12 protein-coding genes are annotated in these 15,364 nt (G+C 37.0%); 3 read left to right on the forward strand and 9 right to left on the reverse strand.

Annotated features, from left to right (window positions below; all coding sequences use genetic code 11):
* Positions 1 to 19: 19 nt before the first annotated feature.
* The 3 genes from EMTOL_RS11880 to EMTOL_RS11890 form a co-directional block, all read right to left on the reverse strand.
* The gene (locus EMTOL_RS11880) at positions 20 to 2,149 is read right to left on the reverse strand and encodes a hypothetical protein (RefSeq protein WP_041693539.1); all 2,130 of its coding nucleotides are present in this window, start codon (positions 2,147 to 2,149) and stop codon (positions 20 to 22) included.
* 148 nt (positions 2,150 to 2,297) lie between these two features.
* Positions 2,298 to 3,230, reverse strand: coding sequence for a glycoside hydrolase family 43 protein (locus tag EMTOL_RS11885; RefSeq protein WP_015029535.1), 933 nt, complete (start codon positions 3,228 to 3,230; stop codon positions 2,298 to 2,300).
* Positions 3,231 to 3,453: 223 nt separating this feature from the next.
* Complete coding sequence (locus tag EMTOL_RS11890) at positions 3,454 to 5,847, reverse strand: glycoside hydrolase family 95 protein (RefSeq protein WP_041693541.1); 2,394 nt, start codon at positions 5,845 to 5,847, stop codon at positions 3,454 to 3,456.
* A 405-nt stretch (positions 5,848 to 6,252) separates the two neighbouring features.
* On the opposite strand from EMTOL_RS11890, the gene EMTOL_RS11895 reads away from it, so the two are divergent.
* Positions 6,253 to 6,606 (forward strand): hypothetical protein, encoded by a 354-nt coding sequence (locus tag EMTOL_RS11895; protein ID WP_041693542.1) that lies wholly within the window; start codon positions 6,253 to 6,255, stop codon positions 6,604 to 6,606.
* Between the two features lie 180 nt (positions 6,607 to 6,786).
* Here the strand turns inward: EMTOL_RS11895 and glyA are convergent, their stop codons facing one another.
* The 6 genes from glyA to EMTOL_RS11925 all read right to left on the reverse strand — a co-directional run bounded on the left by glyA (position 6,787) and on the right by EMTOL_RS11925 (position 12,645).
* On the reverse strand, positions 6,787 to 8,082 hold the full coding sequence (gene glyA, locus EMTOL_RS11900) for a serine hydroxymethyltransferase (protein WP_015029538.1): 1,296 nt from the start codon (positions 8,080 to 8,082) through the stop codon (positions 6,787 to 6,789).
* A gap of 337 nt (positions 8,083 to 8,419) precedes the next feature.
* The gene (locus tag EMTOL_RS11905) at positions 8,420 to 9,754 is read right to left on the reverse strand and encodes a hypothetical protein (protein WP_015029539.1); all 1,335 of its coding nucleotides are present in this window, start codon (positions 9,752 to 9,754) and stop codon (positions 8,420 to 8,422) included.
* A gap of 109 nt (positions 9,755 to 9,863) precedes the next feature.
* Complete coding sequence (locus EMTOL_RS21820) at positions 9,864 to 10,364, reverse strand: hypothetical protein (protein ID WP_015029540.1); 501 nt, start codon at positions 10,362 to 10,364, stop codon at positions 9,864 to 9,866.
* A 52-nt stretch (positions 10,365 to 10,416) separates the two neighbouring features.
* Positions 10,417 to 11,163, reverse strand: a complete 747-nt coding sequence (locus EMTOL_RS11915; RefSeq protein WP_015029541.1) for a CDP-alcohol phosphatidyltransferase family protein — start codon at positions 11,161 to 11,163, stop codon at positions 10,417 to 10,419.
* 75 nt (positions 11,164 to 11,238) lie between these two features.
* Positions 11,239 to 11,874, reverse strand: coding sequence for an MBL fold metallo-hydrolase (locus tag EMTOL_RS11920; protein ID WP_041693543.1), 636 nt, complete (start codon positions 11,872 to 11,874; stop codon positions 11,239 to 11,241).
* A gap of 81 nt (positions 11,875 to 11,955) precedes the next feature.
* A complete protein-coding gene (locus EMTOL_RS11925) occupies positions 11,956 to 12,645 on the reverse strand; it encodes an SAM-dependent methyltransferase (RefSeq protein WP_015029543.1) in 690 nt (229 codons plus the stop codon).
* 138 nt (positions 12,646 to 12,783) lie between these two features.
* On the opposite strand from EMTOL_RS11925, the gene selD reads away from it, so the two are divergent.
* Together selD and EMTOL_RS11935 are read left to right on the forward strand one after the other, a co-directional pair.
* The gene (selD, locus tag EMTOL_RS11930; protein WP_015029544.1) at positions 12,784 to 13,815 is read left to right on the forward strand and encodes a selenide, water dikinase SelD; all 1,032 of its coding nucleotides are present in this window, start codon (positions 12,784 to 12,786) and stop codon (positions 13,813 to 13,815) included.
* 79 nt (positions 13,816 to 13,894) lie between these two features.
* Positions 13,895 to 15,319 (forward strand): glycoside hydrolase family 125 protein, encoded by a 1,425-nt coding sequence (locus EMTOL_RS11935; RefSeq protein WP_015029545.1) that lies wholly within the window; start codon positions 13,895 to 13,897, stop codon positions 15,317 to 15,319.
* Positions 15,320 to 15,364 lie beyond the last annotated feature (45 nt).

The raw sequence follows: 15,364 nt of genomic DNA on the forward strand, positions 1-15,364 counted from the left end.
CATCAGATCATTTTTTACCTTAAAAAAACTTCTGCATACCTTCCCATTTGACTTTCCAAGTACCATCTTTCGGGAAACCTGGGGTTTGCGTTTGGCAGCCATCATAGCCAGCACACATCAACGCAACAGCAGTAAGTAAACCTCCATTCCCTGGTAAATAAAGTCTCAAACGGCCATCTTGAAAATTATGACCATTGGCTAAGTAAGTATTTGTTCTAATTGGCATCATTAAGCCATCAATCGCCTTTTGGGGCATATCTAAGCGAGTGGCTGTCATTGAAACCATTGGAAAATCCCAGCCCCATGTGTCTTGCCAGTCCCAAAGCTCCCAAACTTTCTCGAAAGTTCGTTTCATGGTAGCTTTGTCAAGCATAGGTGTTTCGGGCAACATTCCGAGTGTACAAAGCACCGCTGGGTGGTCGGTCAAATACTTCGGATTGGTATATGAATCTTGGGCATTTTCGGTGGCTAGATAAACACCATTTTTTTGTGGCAATGGCGAAAAATTGTCGATAACATGTTGCCACTTTTCATTGGGCTTCATGCCGAGACGTTTACGCCAAATTTGAGCAATAGTCAAAGTTTGATACCAATAATTCAGCTCATAAGTTGGATTGAAAGTATCTTCAGGTTTAAAGCGTTCTTGGGCTGAAATAATCCCTTTTCCTAAAATATATTTTCCTTTTTGTTTATCGAAATCAGCAAACGATGTCATAAAATCGGCTGTTTCAAAAACTAATTGTTTGTATTTTTCTAAGGTCTGCTTGTTTGGTTTTTGTCGATAAACTAATTCTACGAAAGTAATGATATGTGGTTGCTGCCAAATAAGGTATGAACCTACCGACGAAGATGTTTCTCCGCCATTATTATCAGTCATTTTTGGCCATCTTGCCCCTTCAAAACCTTGTCTTTTAGCGATTATTCGAGCAGTTGGTAAGGCTTTATTATACCAAGCAAGGCTTTTTTCGAGTAAATCAACTCTTCCCCATAGTGCAAAATGAACACCGTGCCACCAGTGCATTTCGAGGTGAGGTTTACCAAACCAAGAGTTGTACGTAAGTCCAGTTTCTTGTGGTGGTACCGAACCCGCACATTGTAATTTTGTAAGATATTCAGAAAGGATAATTTGACGTTCGAGTTCATTGGCTCGTGGGTCGGTGCTACCAGCTAAATCAATTGCTCCACCCGACTGCCAAAATTGTTTCCAACCTAAAACACTACTGTTCATCACATTCCCAAAACTACTTGAGATAGGTGTTTTTTTCTCCGAAAACTCACAAGTAAAACCGAGATTTTCTGAGTTTTTAGAAGGTTCGAGTAAAAAATAATGAGCTTGGCTTTCGCTTATTTTGCCTGCGTTTGTCCAAGCCAAGTGAACAAAATATTGGTCTTTATCTAAAGTATGATTGATACTTGCACGAGTATTCGAAGAAGCAATGATTTTTGATAAATGTTTGTCAGCATTTACCCAATTATTACCCGCATCAATAAATTTATCCGTTGGATAGGCTAGGCGTAAACGAATCTTAATCTGACCAGTTTTGAGCAAACTCGACTGTATTTTAGCTGTAATTATATCATTTTTTGCATCGCAATAGGTCAACACATCTACGCTTGTACCTTCGAAAGTAAAGTGGCTTTTTATCTCGCCCGTGTAAGGGTTTAATGTTTGATTTATGTTTTGAATATCGGAAGGACTCGCCAAAGAATTGTCTTTTTTATATAACTCCAAACCGACGTTTCCCAATTGTAAACGATGTGGGTTTTGACGAATAAAATCAGAAGCTTCTTTTTTACGTTTGGGTTCGTTCCACTGAGCTGCATACAGTACTTTACGGCCGTGGGATTCGAGGTCTTTAAAGGTTTCTTCTATTTTATAATTACCAGTATTCGGAAAACTATGCCATCCCCATTCTGACTGCGTTCCGAGCGGCACGCCATTGGCATAATAATCAGGGAAAGTTTGTAGACCAGTGGCATCAACAGTAAAGGCAAACTTTCCATTTCCGATTGATAATGAGGCAAGTGTGTCAATTTTATTAATCTTAACAATGTGTCGCTCAACCACAGCTTTTCTATCAATTTTTTGGGCAAAAATTGGTAGTGAAAAGCATAGTAGCGTCAATGTTTTAAATAAATAATTTGTCATGGTTTTGATAGGATATTCTATCCTCAAAATTAGCCTCACTTGTTAATGTTTCTTTCCTGTACTTACACGTGAAAAAATATTGTTTTTTTAATATGGTTACTTCTTGAAAGTATAGTTCTCCAAAAAAGCTCTTGGCGTTCTAAAAAAATTATTTCTTTAAGCCCTCAAAAACCTCCTCTGAAACCTTTAAAACTGTTCCGTGGCGTAAGCCTTTCGGAAAACTTACTTGCTCAGAAATATCCTCCCAGTTTTTCATATCTTTTGAGCGGATGGCTCCATATTTATGGTCTCGGTATTTATCAAAATAAACATACACATATTCGCCAATGCGAATAGAGGTTGGCCCTTCTGCCCAATAATTTCCAGTAATAGGGTCAGAAACCTTATTGACATCAAATACACTTGGTTTATCAGATTTAATGATGCGGATATTCTTTTGTGGTGGATTTGGATTTTCGTTCTTAATAAACATAAAGTAGCTCTTTCCATCTTTCAGAATGGTGGCATCAATCGCACTAAAATCTGGATTAAAATAAAGTTTGGTAGGACTGAAAGTCTTAAAATCAATCGTTTCGGTAGCATAAATTCGATGGTTCCAACCTTTTTCTCTTTCAGAATCGGCTATATCTCCGTGTCGGCCCGGAATCGTTGTTGCCCAAAATATAAGGTAATTTTTCTTTTTATCATCATAGAAAACTTCTGGAGCCCAAGAGTTTTTGGCAGTAGGCTCGTGTTCCATAACTGGAATAGCCTTTTGTTCTGACCAATTGATTAAATCTTTCGAAGAAGCATAGCCTATAATTTGGTCATGCCAACCACTTGTCCAAACCATGTGAAAAGTACCATCGTTAGCTTGAATAATGCAGGGGTCTCGCATGAGTTTATCTTTGCCTACTGCTGGAGTTAAGAAAGATTTTCCCTCCTTGAGACTTGTCCAGTTTTGTCCATCTTTACTATAAGCAAAGTGCAAACCATCTTGACCATTATCGGTGAAGTAAGAAAACAAGTAAACGTCTTTTTGTGCGAAAGTAAGATGATTGATAAAAAGTAGAAGTAATCCTACAATTTTTGATGGATTCATGATTAATCGGGTTGAGAAATTTAAGGTCTAATGCCTTTAAAATTAGCCCGATTTTTGTAGTAAACCAATAAAATTTAGTGCTTATTTTACGCAAACGTTGTCGGGAACGTTCCCGAAAGAAAATTTCTGAAATGGTTTTTGTAGAGTGAAATTTTCGAAAGAAGAAAAATATTATTAGAAAATAAGTTTGGTGAGTTTTGTTACTCACCAAACTTATAGAGACCTACCAATTTATAGTCAGTTTTTCGCCTGCTTTAAGAGAAATATTCTTTGTTTTTTCGCCTGAAATGAGTTTTGTATTACCCCCTTTTTTAGATGAAATGGTTACCTTTTTTAACAACTTATTATCCCATTCCAACGAAAGCTCAAAACCTCCGCGTGCACAGATGCCTTTTACCGAACCACTTGACCAAGCGTCGGGTAGGGCGGGTAGTAAGCGGATTTCCTGTTCATCTGATTGCACCAACATTTCAGCAAATGCGGCAGCTCCACCAAAATTTCCATCAATTTGGAAGGGTGGGTGAGCATCGAATAGATTCGGGTAAGTACCGCCACCACGAGCATAATTTGTTTTCACGCCATCGGGCTCAACGTAATTCAATAATTCACGAATCATTTTGTAAGCATGATTGCCATCCCATAATCTTGCCCAAAGATTTATTCTCCAGCCTTTACTCCAACCAGTAGTTTCATCTCCTTTAATTTCGAGCGTACGACGACAGGCATTGGCCAAATCAGGTGTTTGGTTTGGAGTAATGTGATTACCCGGAAAAAGACCAAATAAATGCGATTGGTGGCGATGTTTCGGTTCGGCATCTTCCCAATCATAATACCATTCTTGTAAATTTCCTTTCTTTCCAATTTGATAAGGGTAAAGTTTTGCCAAGGCTGTTTCGAGTTTAGTTCTAAAATTAGCATCAGTGTTTAATATTTTTGATGCTTTGATAGTTTGAATAAAACATTCTCGAATCATAGCTAAGTCGGCACTTCCACCATACATAGTTGCTCCTTTATAGCCATCGGGTGCAATATAAATATTCTCAGGTGATGTTGATGGCGAGGTGATTAACTTACCATTTTTATCTTCAACCATCCATTCCAAACAAAATTGTGCCGCTCCACGCATGAGTGGATAAGCCTCGTTTTTCAAGAAATTCTGGTCTTTTGTAAAAATATAATGCTCCCAAAGGTGCGTACTAAGCCATGTACCTCCCATATTCCAGTTTGCCCAACCTGGGTCGCCTTCGCCAAAAGCCCCTACTGGATTACTCATTGCCCATATATCGGAATTATGAGCAACCACCCAACCATTGGCTCCGTAGAATGTTTTGGCTGTGATGGCACCAGTTTTAGCAACATTTTTGATGAAGCCTAGAAGTGGAGCATGCATTTCACTTAAATTGGTATTTTCGGCTAACCAATAATTTTCTTCCGCATTGATATTGGTTGTGTAATTGCTGCTCCAAGGTGGACGTATATAAGGATTCCATATACCCTGTAAATTAGCTGGTACACCCATCGTGCGAGAACTACTTATGAGTAGATATCGTCCATATTGAAAATATAAAACCTCTAAATTTTTATCTTCTTCACCTTTGGCATAACGTCTGAGGCGGTCATCGGTTGGAAGATTTGGAGCGGTGGTTTTTCCTAAATCTAATGAAACTCGATTGAAAAACTTTTGGTAATCAAGTAGGTGCGATTGGCGAATCTGTTCGTATGTTTTAGCATAAGCTTTAGCCAAACTTGTAGCGGCAATTGCCTGATTATTAAGTCCCTGTGTAGCAGGATTTTTATCAAAACCATTGAAACTTGTAGCAATAGAAACATATACAATGGCTTCAGAGGCATTTTTGATACCCAAAGTGGTATCGGTACTTACGATTGCACCATCTGTATTTTTAATTTTGGCTAAAGTAGTAAATCTTATACCCTTATTTTCATCGAAAATCACAGGATTGTCGCTACGACGATAGTTTGGTTCTGCATGAATAGGGGCGTAGCCATTGATTTTCAGGGTTTTATCATTAACAATTGTTTTGTATTTCAATAAACTATTAAATTTTACATCGAAAGATAAAGCCCCCTTTTTACTACTTGTAAGCTTAATGACCATAATTTGGTCAGGATACGAAACAAAGTATTCTCGCGTATATTTTACGCCATCGACTTCGTAAGTAACTTTAGAAATTGCTTTTGATATATCTAATTCACGGTAGTAGTTAGTATAATTCGTAGCCTTATCATTGGTGAGATACATCGTACCAAGTGGAGCATAAGATTCCGAAAATTTTCCTTGAAGCTTTTTATTGAGTTGGTCGGCGAGTTTATAGTTTTCGTTGCGAAGGGCTTCGCGAATGGCTGGAAGATGCTTATACGCCTCAGGATTCATATTGGCATTTACTGGTTCGCCTGACCAAAGGGTAGCATCGTTTAAATAAATTTTATCAGATTCTACTCCGCCAAATACCGTTGCCCCAAGTTTTCCATTTCCTAAAACAAGTGTTTCTTCAAAATACTGGGCGGGTTGTTTATACCAAAGTGTGTTGGTTGATTGTGCAAAAGATTTGCAGGAGAGCATAATCATTAGTAATGCTCCGAAAGTTTTTCTTATCATAGTTTTGAAATAAAACGATAGGGTGAATGAACCGTAAATATAAGGAAACAAATTTAAAGATAGATTTGAGCGAAATATTTTATGAAATAGATTAAAGAATATTTGAAAAATAGGGGTTTCAAATGGCAGTATTATGAATAGTGGAATCGTTAGATATATACAAATGTAGATATTTGTTAAAGAATGTTAATTCAAAAAAAATATCTTAGTAAATGTGCAACTTTGTATCACACTTTTGCATCTTATATAAGTAATCCATTCAGGTTACCATTTATCATAAGTTTCAACCGTTTATACTGAAATTTGTAAAATAAAAGGTACTATGTATTGCATAATACTAAATAAAACACATATCTTTGTATTGTCAATCAAATAGATGGTTCTGACACACAAAAAAACGACATTATGAAAAAGCTATTATTACTTCTTGCACTCTCTACTTTCAGCTTCGGTTCAATGGCTATGGGTTTCCCGCATAATACCTATAAACAACAACGAACTTTGAGTAAGAACATTCAGCAAAAGAATATTGTAAGCGAAATTGAAAATTCATTAAAAGTAAATTTTGGTGAATTATCAATGGTAAAAGAAGATACAAATGTACAGGAATCGTTGGTAGAGATGTTTACTAATTTTGTGGTAGATTTTTTTACAAAGACTCTTTTCGGAACTAATGTATGCAAAGTAAATACAACCAAAGAAATTCAAGCAGAGCGAATTGCGGTAAAGCAAGACTTTGAGTATTGCTTAGTAGCTTAAGAAATTAAAAATGAATTTATATACGGTTTAGTTAGGGTTTAGAAAAAGGCTTGGGTCGTTGACTCAAGCCTTTCTTATTGTAGGACAGATTTGTAAGCTGTCGATTTTTTACATAAAAAAGTGTGATATAGCTTCAAACCATATCACACCCTTTGACAGGTTTCAAACCTGTACTACAGATTAATATTGAAACAATGGATAATCTTTCATCCATTTATTGATTTCGCCTCTAACATTCGCAATCTTTGTTGCGTTATCATGATTCATCAACACTTCATCAATCAAATCAACGATTTTTACCATATCAGTTTCAACCAAGCCACGAGTAGTCATGGCGGCAGTACCCACACGCATACCTGAAGTAGTCATGGCTGTTTTATCATCAAATGGAACCATGTTTTTGTTTACCGTAATATCTGCTTGGATAAGCGAATTTTCAGCAATTTTACCAGTTAAGTTTTTCGGACGTAAATCAATCAACATCAAGTGATTATCTGTACCACCAGAAATAACTTTATAGCCACGGTTAATAAACTCTTGAGCCATTACTTTAGCATTTTTCTGAACTTGTACTTGATAATTGTAGAAATTATCAGTCAATGCCTCTCCAAAAGCGATTGCTTTAGCAGCAATGATGTGCTCTAATGGACCACCCTGAGTGCCTGGGAAAACACCAGAATCAAGTAATGATGACATCATTCTGATTTCACCTTTTGGAGTAGTGATTCCGAATGGATTCGGGAAGTCATTGCGAAGCATAATCACACCACCACGTGTTCCGCGAAGAGTTTTGTGCGTAGTAGTTGTTACGATATGACAGTGGTCAAATGGGTCGTTTAATAAACCTTTAGCCACCAAACCTGCTGGGTGAGAAATATCGGCTAATAAAAGTGCACCAACCGAATCTGCAATCTGACGAAGACGTGCATAATCCCAGTCACGAGAATAAGCTGAAGCTCCACAGATAATTAATTTCGGACGCTCGCGTTGAGCGGTTTCTTCTACTTTATTCCAATCGATTAAACCTGTTTCTTGTTCTACGCCGTAGAAGAAAGGTTGGAAATATTTGCCCGAAATATTAACAGGAGAACCATGCGAAAGGTGTCCACCGTGCGAAAGGTTGAAACCTAAGATTTTATCACCTGGCTGCAAACATGCCAAGAAAACCGCCATGTTTGCCTGTGCACCAGAGTGTGGCTGAACATTGGCCCATGAAAGATTGAATAATTGTTTAAGACGGTCGATAGCGATTTGTTCTACTTGGTCAACAACCTCACAACCACCATAATAGCGTTTTCCAGGAAGACCTTCAGCGTATTTATTTGTCAAAACACTACCTGCCGCTTCCATCACCTGTGGCGAAACGAAGTTTTCAGATGCAATTAATTCGATGCCGTGCAATTGGCGATTGTTTTCTTTCGTGATTAAATCAAAGATTTGTGTGTCACGAACGATAGAAGTTTGTACAGAAGACATTGTCAATTATCAGTTATCAGTAAACAGTTATCAATATGCTTGTCTTTGGTTATTGAACTTGTGTTCAATGTTTAATTCAGTACTTTCGCAAGTACGCCGTATTATGGATTTGACAGAAACCTGCCCTGCTTGTGATGAAGAAATATGTTACAAAATTAACCGATTATTACGATAAGAAGAATTTTTGACAAAATATTATTTGGGCGGCTACGAATTGTTTTGAAGTTTCTTGATAAAGTTATATTTTCAACTTTATCTCACACAGCTCCGGTACCTGAGCGAAGTCGAAGGTAGCGAAGTCGAAGGTAGCAAAGTTGAAACCCCAAAAATAATCTTCCTACTTAATAAATGGATGTTCTTTCAACATTTTCTCTAAAACCTCACAACTTGACACATAAGAAAGCTCGGTTTGATAACTTCCTCCATTAATAATAAATACACGTGGATATGCCTTAAAAAATGCTTTTTTATAGGCATCTGCCAAAGTTTCTAAGCCAATATCAAGGCGTTTTTCATTGATTTCTGCTTCGCTATATTCCCCTAATGACTCTTTTTGCCAGTAACTTTTTGAGAGTTTTTTGTCAATTTCAGGAGTATTACATTTTGAATGAGGGTCTAATTGGAAGCGAAAAACTTTTACTTTCCCAAATGAAAAAACATTGAGTGAGGTATTTTTTGAAGTATTGATATCTTCTCTGCTACGAAAATTTCCTCTGCTGGCATAAATTCTATTAATATGGTGTGGTAATAACTTACCATCTCTGACAGCTTGGTTTATCAGTGAACTAATATCACTTTCTTGGGCTGGAAAAGAACTTGAAAATAGGTCGAGCACAATACTATTATTGAGTAGTGAATTATTAAAATTCTGTTCTGCAAAGAAAAAGGAAGCTCTATCTCTTGAAACGTTGCGAGAATCTCTACCCGAAAGACCAATTAAATTTTCGTCAGGAAATCCATTATCTTCAATGATTTTCGTGATTGTATTATAGACAACATGTTGATTTTTTGCAAATAATTCGTTTTGAATTTTTCTTAAACTGTCTTGTTGAAGCCTTAGTTTTTCGGGCAAACTATTGAAAAAATAAAGGCTATCTATAAAACCTACTCGCCTGATGTTGATTGTGGTGTCTTTACCATTCTGTTTGATTGTAAAAGTTGGCTGTGATGCTTGATTTTTTACGAAATACTCTCTTAAATCGGCTGTCAGAGGAACTCGAATATTTCTGGAACCTAATGCGTATAATTTTGTCAGACTATCTCTTAATTCTTGATTAATGTTGGGCTTGATGAACCTTATTTGGTTTTCAAATTTTTCCCACCTTTTGCATGTATCAGCCACGAAATGGAAGAAAATATCTTTGCGTAAACTATCAGAAGGATAGCCTTTTTCTACGATTTTCTCCAAATAATCAAACATAGTTGAGATTTTACCAACCATGGCGGCACAAATGGCTGCATTGTAATAATCTTTAGCAAAAGGTTTTTTTACATTATCGAAGGCTGCTTTATAATAATCGAGTGCTTCGTAGTAATTTGTGTCAACAATGGCCAATTCAGCAGAATTAATAATTGGATGATAAATCCGAGTGAAATCGCCTTGTGCGAATAAAAGGCCGCTTAGTCCACAACAATGGAGTAAAATAATGACAGTAAGTATTATTTTTTTCATAAAATGCTGGCGAACTACTTTTCTGAGCTATTCTAATAGCTAAAAATAGAAAAACCTGTCCATTTTGGGGCAGGTTTTAAGAAACATTAACAATGTCTTAACAAATATTTTAGACTAAATATTTAAGGTTAATGGCGTAAAGACCCGTAAAAATAGCTGAGGCAATCAACGACATAATACCAATACTCCAGCCGATGCTTCCTCCAAAAATGACGATTGGAGCAAGGATTCCAACCACATTACCTGCAATGTAAACCCAAAAACCTTTTTTGCGGAGCCCCCACATCCAAATTGCACCGAGCATGATTAATAAACTTGAAATTAAGTTAACTCCACCCGCTAATACTAGGTTATCTCTTTGAAACATCTTCTCTGTTTCTGCTTGAGATTCTTCCACTTTTTCGATGTCTTTTTCAGACATATATTTTGAGAACATATCCATCATCATTTCATTGGCTTGTTCTTTACTTTCCATTACTTTTTCAGGTGTGAAAGTATTCGGAATTGCTCCATAAAATTTATAGGCATTCCAGATGAGAGTTAGTACACACAAAATGGTGAGTAATGTTGGGCGTACTGAGCCCGTATTTTCTTCGAATGGATTTTGCATTGTTTTTAGTTTTAAGGTCTGAAAATAATTTCAACCAATGATAAATAACAGTTTATGAGTTTTTCGGGAGTAAATTATTGATAACTGATAAAATGATATACAAAAATATGATTAACGGTATTGCAAGAAACTTTAAGCTTAGAAGTAAAATTACAGAAAGTATTAGAAAAATGTATTTGATTTGATTCGAAGCCCACGAAAAACTCTTAAATTTTAATGCAAATAGTGGTATCTCCGAAATTAGTAAGTAACTCATAATGAGCGTGTACGCTATTAAGAATGTAGAATTAAGAATTAAGAATGCGTATTCAGAATTAAATTTTATAATTAACGGAAAAGCCGCTACTACAAACGCATTGGCGGGAGTAGGAACACCAATGAATGAATCAGACTGACGAGTGTCAATATTGAATTTGGCCAAACGTAGGCAAGAAAATAAGGCTAAAATAAAAGCACTATAAGCTAAAGTTGGTAAATGAGTTTGTGATAAAAGATTGGACGGAACCAAATCTGATAAAATTGTATTTTCTTGCGTTGAAAGTTGAATTAGCTTAGCTACAATAAACGATGGTAATACGCCAAAAGTAACCATATCGGCCAAGGAATCAAGTTGCTTGCCTATCTCGGAATGTTGTTTGAGCAAACGAGCCACAAATCCATCTAAAAAATCAAGGATTCCTGCGATAAAGATTAAATAAGAAGCCCAAAGCAGGTTCCCTTCAAAAACAAAAACAATACCTACACAACCACAGAGTAAATTACAGAGGGTCATGATATTCGGAATAGTAAATAATTTCATAAACTTGTAGGACAAGTTTCTAACTTGTCAGATTGTATTAAAATATTATTTGAGCGAACAATTCTGAAAAGTGTTCTACAAAAAAGGATTGGTTTTGCGTTCATAGCCGATAGTCGTGGGGTCGCCGTGGCCAGCATAAACCGTAAAGTCATCATCAAGCGTTAGAAATTGAGTTTCTATGCTTTTAATTAACGCTTCATGGCTACAAAACGGAAAATCAGTTCGCCCAACGCTACCTTTAAAAAGTACATCTCCTCCTATGACAAACTTTTGGGTATGATTTACAAAAGCTAAATGTCCGGGAGCATGTCCGGGCACGAATCTTATTTCAAGCTCTGAGTTTCCAAAGAATATTTTATCGTTTTCATCAATAAATACATCAGCTTCTACGGGTTCGTAGCCCTTGATTCCCCACATTCGACAGCGATTTTCTACATCAGCTAAAATTGGCACTTCATTTTTATGAATAGCCATTTTTACCCCAAACTTACGCTTTACGTAGGCTGCCCCAAAAACATGGTCGAGATGGCAGTGTGTTTGAACTAATTGCTTTACTACAAGACGATTATCGGCTATAAAATCGACCAATTCTTCTTTTTCATATTGAGCTAAACAACCAGCATCTATGATGATAGCCTCATGAGTTTCGTCCCATAAGATATAGGTGTTTTCAGCTATCGGCGAGAAGGTAAAAGAGTGTATGTTTATCATTTTGGGTAAGTCAACAGTCAATGGACAACAGCCCACAAATTATTATATAATTGATTTTTCTATCTTAAACAGTCATATTCATTACAAAAGTAAAAAAATAGTAGGCTTTTTGTGTAAATCTGGCTTAGATTTTCGCCAATCTTTCACCCTTAATGTTTTAATAAATTCTTCTGGAGCAGTCACATTACATGCAATGCAGAGCAAAGTTTCTGGATTGAGATTTTGTAAAACATCTTCCAATAATTGGTTATTGCGGAAAGGTGTTTCCATAAAAATCTGTGTTTGCTTTTTTTTCTTGGCCAGTTGTTCTAATTCACGAATTGATTTTATTCTTTGTTGTTTATCAATCGGTAAATAACCATTGAAAGTAAAACTTTGTCCATTAAATCCAGAAGCCATCAAAGCCATTAAAATAGAACTTGGACCTACCAATGGCACTACTTTATGGCCAAGTTGATGAGCGTAGCCAACCGCAACCGAGCCAGGGTCTGCAATGCCAGGACAACCCGCTTCGCTGATGATACCTGCATCTGTTTTGAGCTTTTTGAGTTGTGCAAGGGTTTGTTCGGGTGGTGTATCTTTATTCAATTCATAAAATGTAATCTCATCAATTACTTTGTTGAGCTTAAGGCTACTAATAAATCTTCGGGCAGTGCGGAGTTCTTCCACAAAAAACACATTCAATTCGCTCACGACCGCTTTTATTTGAGTTGGAAGTACTGTTTCTTGGGTATCAGGGGCGAGTATGGTAGGTATTAGAAAAAGGGTCATATTTTGTTTAGTTCAATTCCGAAACAAGCAGTTTTGTTTATGTACTTTCTCGAATTGTATTATAAAAACTAGTTTTATAAAAACCATTTTACAATATTATGTATTTTTACGGCGGTTTACAAAATTACCACTCCTACCATGACTGAAATAAAACTTACTCAATATAGCCACGGCTCAGGTTGTGGATGCAAGATTTCTCCGAAGGTTCTTGACCAAATTCTCCATACAATTTCACCACAAAATACTTACCCAAACTTATTGGTAGGGAATAAAGACAAAGATGATGCAGCGGTTTTTGATATGGGTAATGGAGATGCACTTATCAGTACCACCGATTTCTTTATGCCAATCGTTGATGATGCCTTTGATTTTGGTCGAGTTGCTTCTACGAATGCTCTAAGTGATGTGTATGCCATGGGCGGAGAGCCGCTAATGGCAATTGCTATTTTGGGTTGGCCAGTTGACACAATTCCACCTGAGATAGCTCAAAAAGTGCTCGATGGAAGCCGTGCCACCTGTACGGCAGCAAATATTCCGCTGGCGGGTGGGCATAGCATTGATAGTCCTGAGCCATTTTTTGGTTTGGCGGTTACGGGTAGAGTGAAAATCGAACATCTGAAACAAAATTCTACTGCCACAGAAGGTTGTTTATTATATCTGACCAAGCCTTTAGGAGTAGGTTTATTAACTACCGCACAAAAAATGGGTATTTCGAATCCAGAAAATTTACAAGCTGCCGTTGAGCAAATGACTACACTAAACAAAGTAGGAGCTTCTTTAGGAAAACTCTCTTCGGTAAAAGCCATGACCGATGTAACAGGTTTTGGTTTACTTGGGCATTTACTTGAAATGTGCGAAGGCAGCCATCTGAGTGCAGAAATTAGTTATGACAGGGTGCCAAAAATTGCGGGAGTGACAGATTATTTGTATCCGTTTTGTGCACCGAAAGGATGCAATACCAATTGGGATAGCTACAAAGAAAAAGTATCGGTAATGAGCGATACCCAAAAAATATTATTGGCGGACCCTCAAACTAGCGGAGGTCTTTTAATTGCTGTTGAACCTTCTGGTAAAGAAGAATTAGAAAGAATTTTAGAGGAAAATGGCATATTAGCTGAATCTTTTGGGCAGATGATTGCTAAAACCGAAAAAAGTATCAATGTAATTTAATTAACCCAATTTTACTTATTGTGATGAGTTTGTAAACCCATCGCCATGGAATTTGAGAACAAAACCTCGATAATATAAAATGCAACACATCAATCGCCGTAAATTCATACAGCAGAGTACTTTAGCTAGTGTGGGTTTATTGTTTCACAATCAAAGTTTCGGACAAGATTTTCCTACTGTACGTGTTTCTGCGGATAAGCGAAATTTTAGTAGTCCAGCTATCGAATCAATTATTGGACGTATGAAAACGCTCATCAAAGACCCAGAATTGGCTTGGTTATTTGAAAATTGTTTCCCGAATACCCTCGATACGACTGTTCATTTCAAAAAGAAAGGAGACCGCCCCGATACTTTTGTGATTACTGGCGATATTCATGCGATGTGGCTACGAGATAGCACAGCACAAGTGACACCTTACTTAAGTTTGATGAAAGAAGATGCTGCCCTACAACAACTCATTGCAGGAGTAATTAATCGTCAGACGGAATGTATTTTGATTGACCCTTATGCTAATGCGTTTAATGATGGTCCCGGAAAATCAGAATGGTTGAGCGACCACACTGATATGAAGCCCGAACTTCATGAGCGTAAATGGGAGCTTGACTCGCTTTGCTATACAGTCCGTTTAGCCTATAATTACTGGAAATTGACCAATGATACTAGTGTTTTTGATGAAAAATGGCTGAAAGCGGCTCAAAGTATCATTGCTACTTGTCGAGAACAACAACGGCTCAAAGGAGTAGGTAAATATCGTTTTGGTCGAACTACTTCTTGGTCAACTGACACCGTTCCCGGAAATGGACTAGGTAATGTAACTAAGCCCAATGGCTTGATTCATAGTATTTTTCGCCCGTCAGATGATGCTACAATTTATCCGTTTTTGATTCCTGCTAATTTATTTGCCGTTGTATCTTTCAGACAAATCGCTGAAATAGCTACGAATGTTTATAAAAATGCCGAATTTGCCAAAGAATGCCAAATTTTTGCGAATGAAGTAGAATCGGCTATCAAAAAATATGCAATTATTACACATCCAAAGTTTGGTAAAATATACGCTATGGAAGTGGATGGATTTGGTAATTGTCTTCTGCAAGACGATGCAAACGTTCCAAATCTAATGAGTTTGCCATATTTAGGGGCTGTTAAGGTAAGCGACCCAATCTATCAAAATACGCGTCGATTTGTATTGAGTGACTCAAACCCATATTTTTTTAAAGGAAAAGCTGCCGAAGGGGTGGGTAGTCCACATACGTTAGTTAATCAGATTTGGCATTTGAGTATTATCATGCGTGCCATGACTTCTACTGATGATAAAGAGATTTTGCAACAGCTAAAATTCTTGAAAAATACACACGCAAAAACTGGTTTTATGCACGAATCATTTGATAAAGATGATGCCGCCAAATTCACCAGAAAATGGTTTGCCTGGGCCAATACCCTTTTCGGCGAAATGATACTGAAAGTTGCTAAAGAACGCCCACATTTATTTAAAAATACACTTTAATTGTAGGACAGATTTGCAATCTGTCAATTTTTACTGAAAAATCTC

It is taken from the genome of Emticicia oligotrophica DSM 17448 (assembly GCF_000263195.1).
GTDB lineage: Bacteria > Bacteroidota > Bacteroidia > Cytophagales > Spirosomataceae > Emticicia > Emticicia oligotrophica.

Bases quoted from the DNA above. Each gene is read 5' to 3' on its own strand.
- EMTOL_RS11915 (WP_015029541.1), bottom strand. From the start codon at position 11,163: ATGAAATTATTTACTATTCCGAATATCATGACCCTCTGTAATTTACTC.
- glyA (WP_015029538.1), bottom strand. From the start codon at position 8,082: ATGTCTTCTGTACAAACTTCTATCGTTCGTGACACACAAATCTTTGAT.
- selD (WP_015029544.1), top strand. From the start codon at position 12,784: ATGACTGAAATAAAACTTACTCAATATAGCCACGGCTCAGGTTGTGGA.
- EMTOL_RS21820 (WP_015029540.1), bottom strand. From the start codon at position 10,364: ATGCAAAATCCATTCGAAGAAAATACGGGCTCAGTACGCCCAACATTA.
- EMTOL_RS11925 (WP_015029543.1), bottom strand. From the start codon at position 12,645: ATGACCCTTTTTCTAATACCTACCATACTCGCCCCTGATACCCAAGAA.
- EMTOL_RS11890 (WP_041693541.1), bottom strand. From the start codon at position 5,847: ATGATAAGAAAAACTTTCGGAGCATTACTAATGATTATGCTCTCCTGC.
- EMTOL_RS11935 (WP_015029545.1), top strand. From the start codon at position 13,895: ATGCAACACATCAATCGCCGTAAATTCATACAGCAGAGTACTTTAGCT.
- EMTOL_RS11920 (WP_041693543.1), bottom strand. From the start codon at position 11,874: ATGATAAACATACACTCTTTTACCTTCTCGCCGATAGCTGAAAACACC.
- EMTOL_RS11880 (WP_041693539.1), bottom strand. From the start codon at position 2,149: ATGACAAATTATTTATTTAAAACATTGACGCTACTATGCTTTTCACTA.
- EMTOL_RS11885 (WP_015029535.1), bottom strand. From the start codon at position 3,230: ATGAATCCATCAAAAATTGTAGGATTACTTCTACTTTTTATCAATCAT.
- EMTOL_RS11905 (WP_015029539.1), bottom strand. From the start codon at position 9,754: ATGAAAAAAATAATACTTACTGTCATTATTTTACTCCATTGTTGTGGA.
- EMTOL_RS11895 (WP_041693542.1), top strand. From the start codon at position 6,253: ATGAAAAAGCTATTATTACTTCTTGCACTCTCTACTTTCAGCTTCGGT.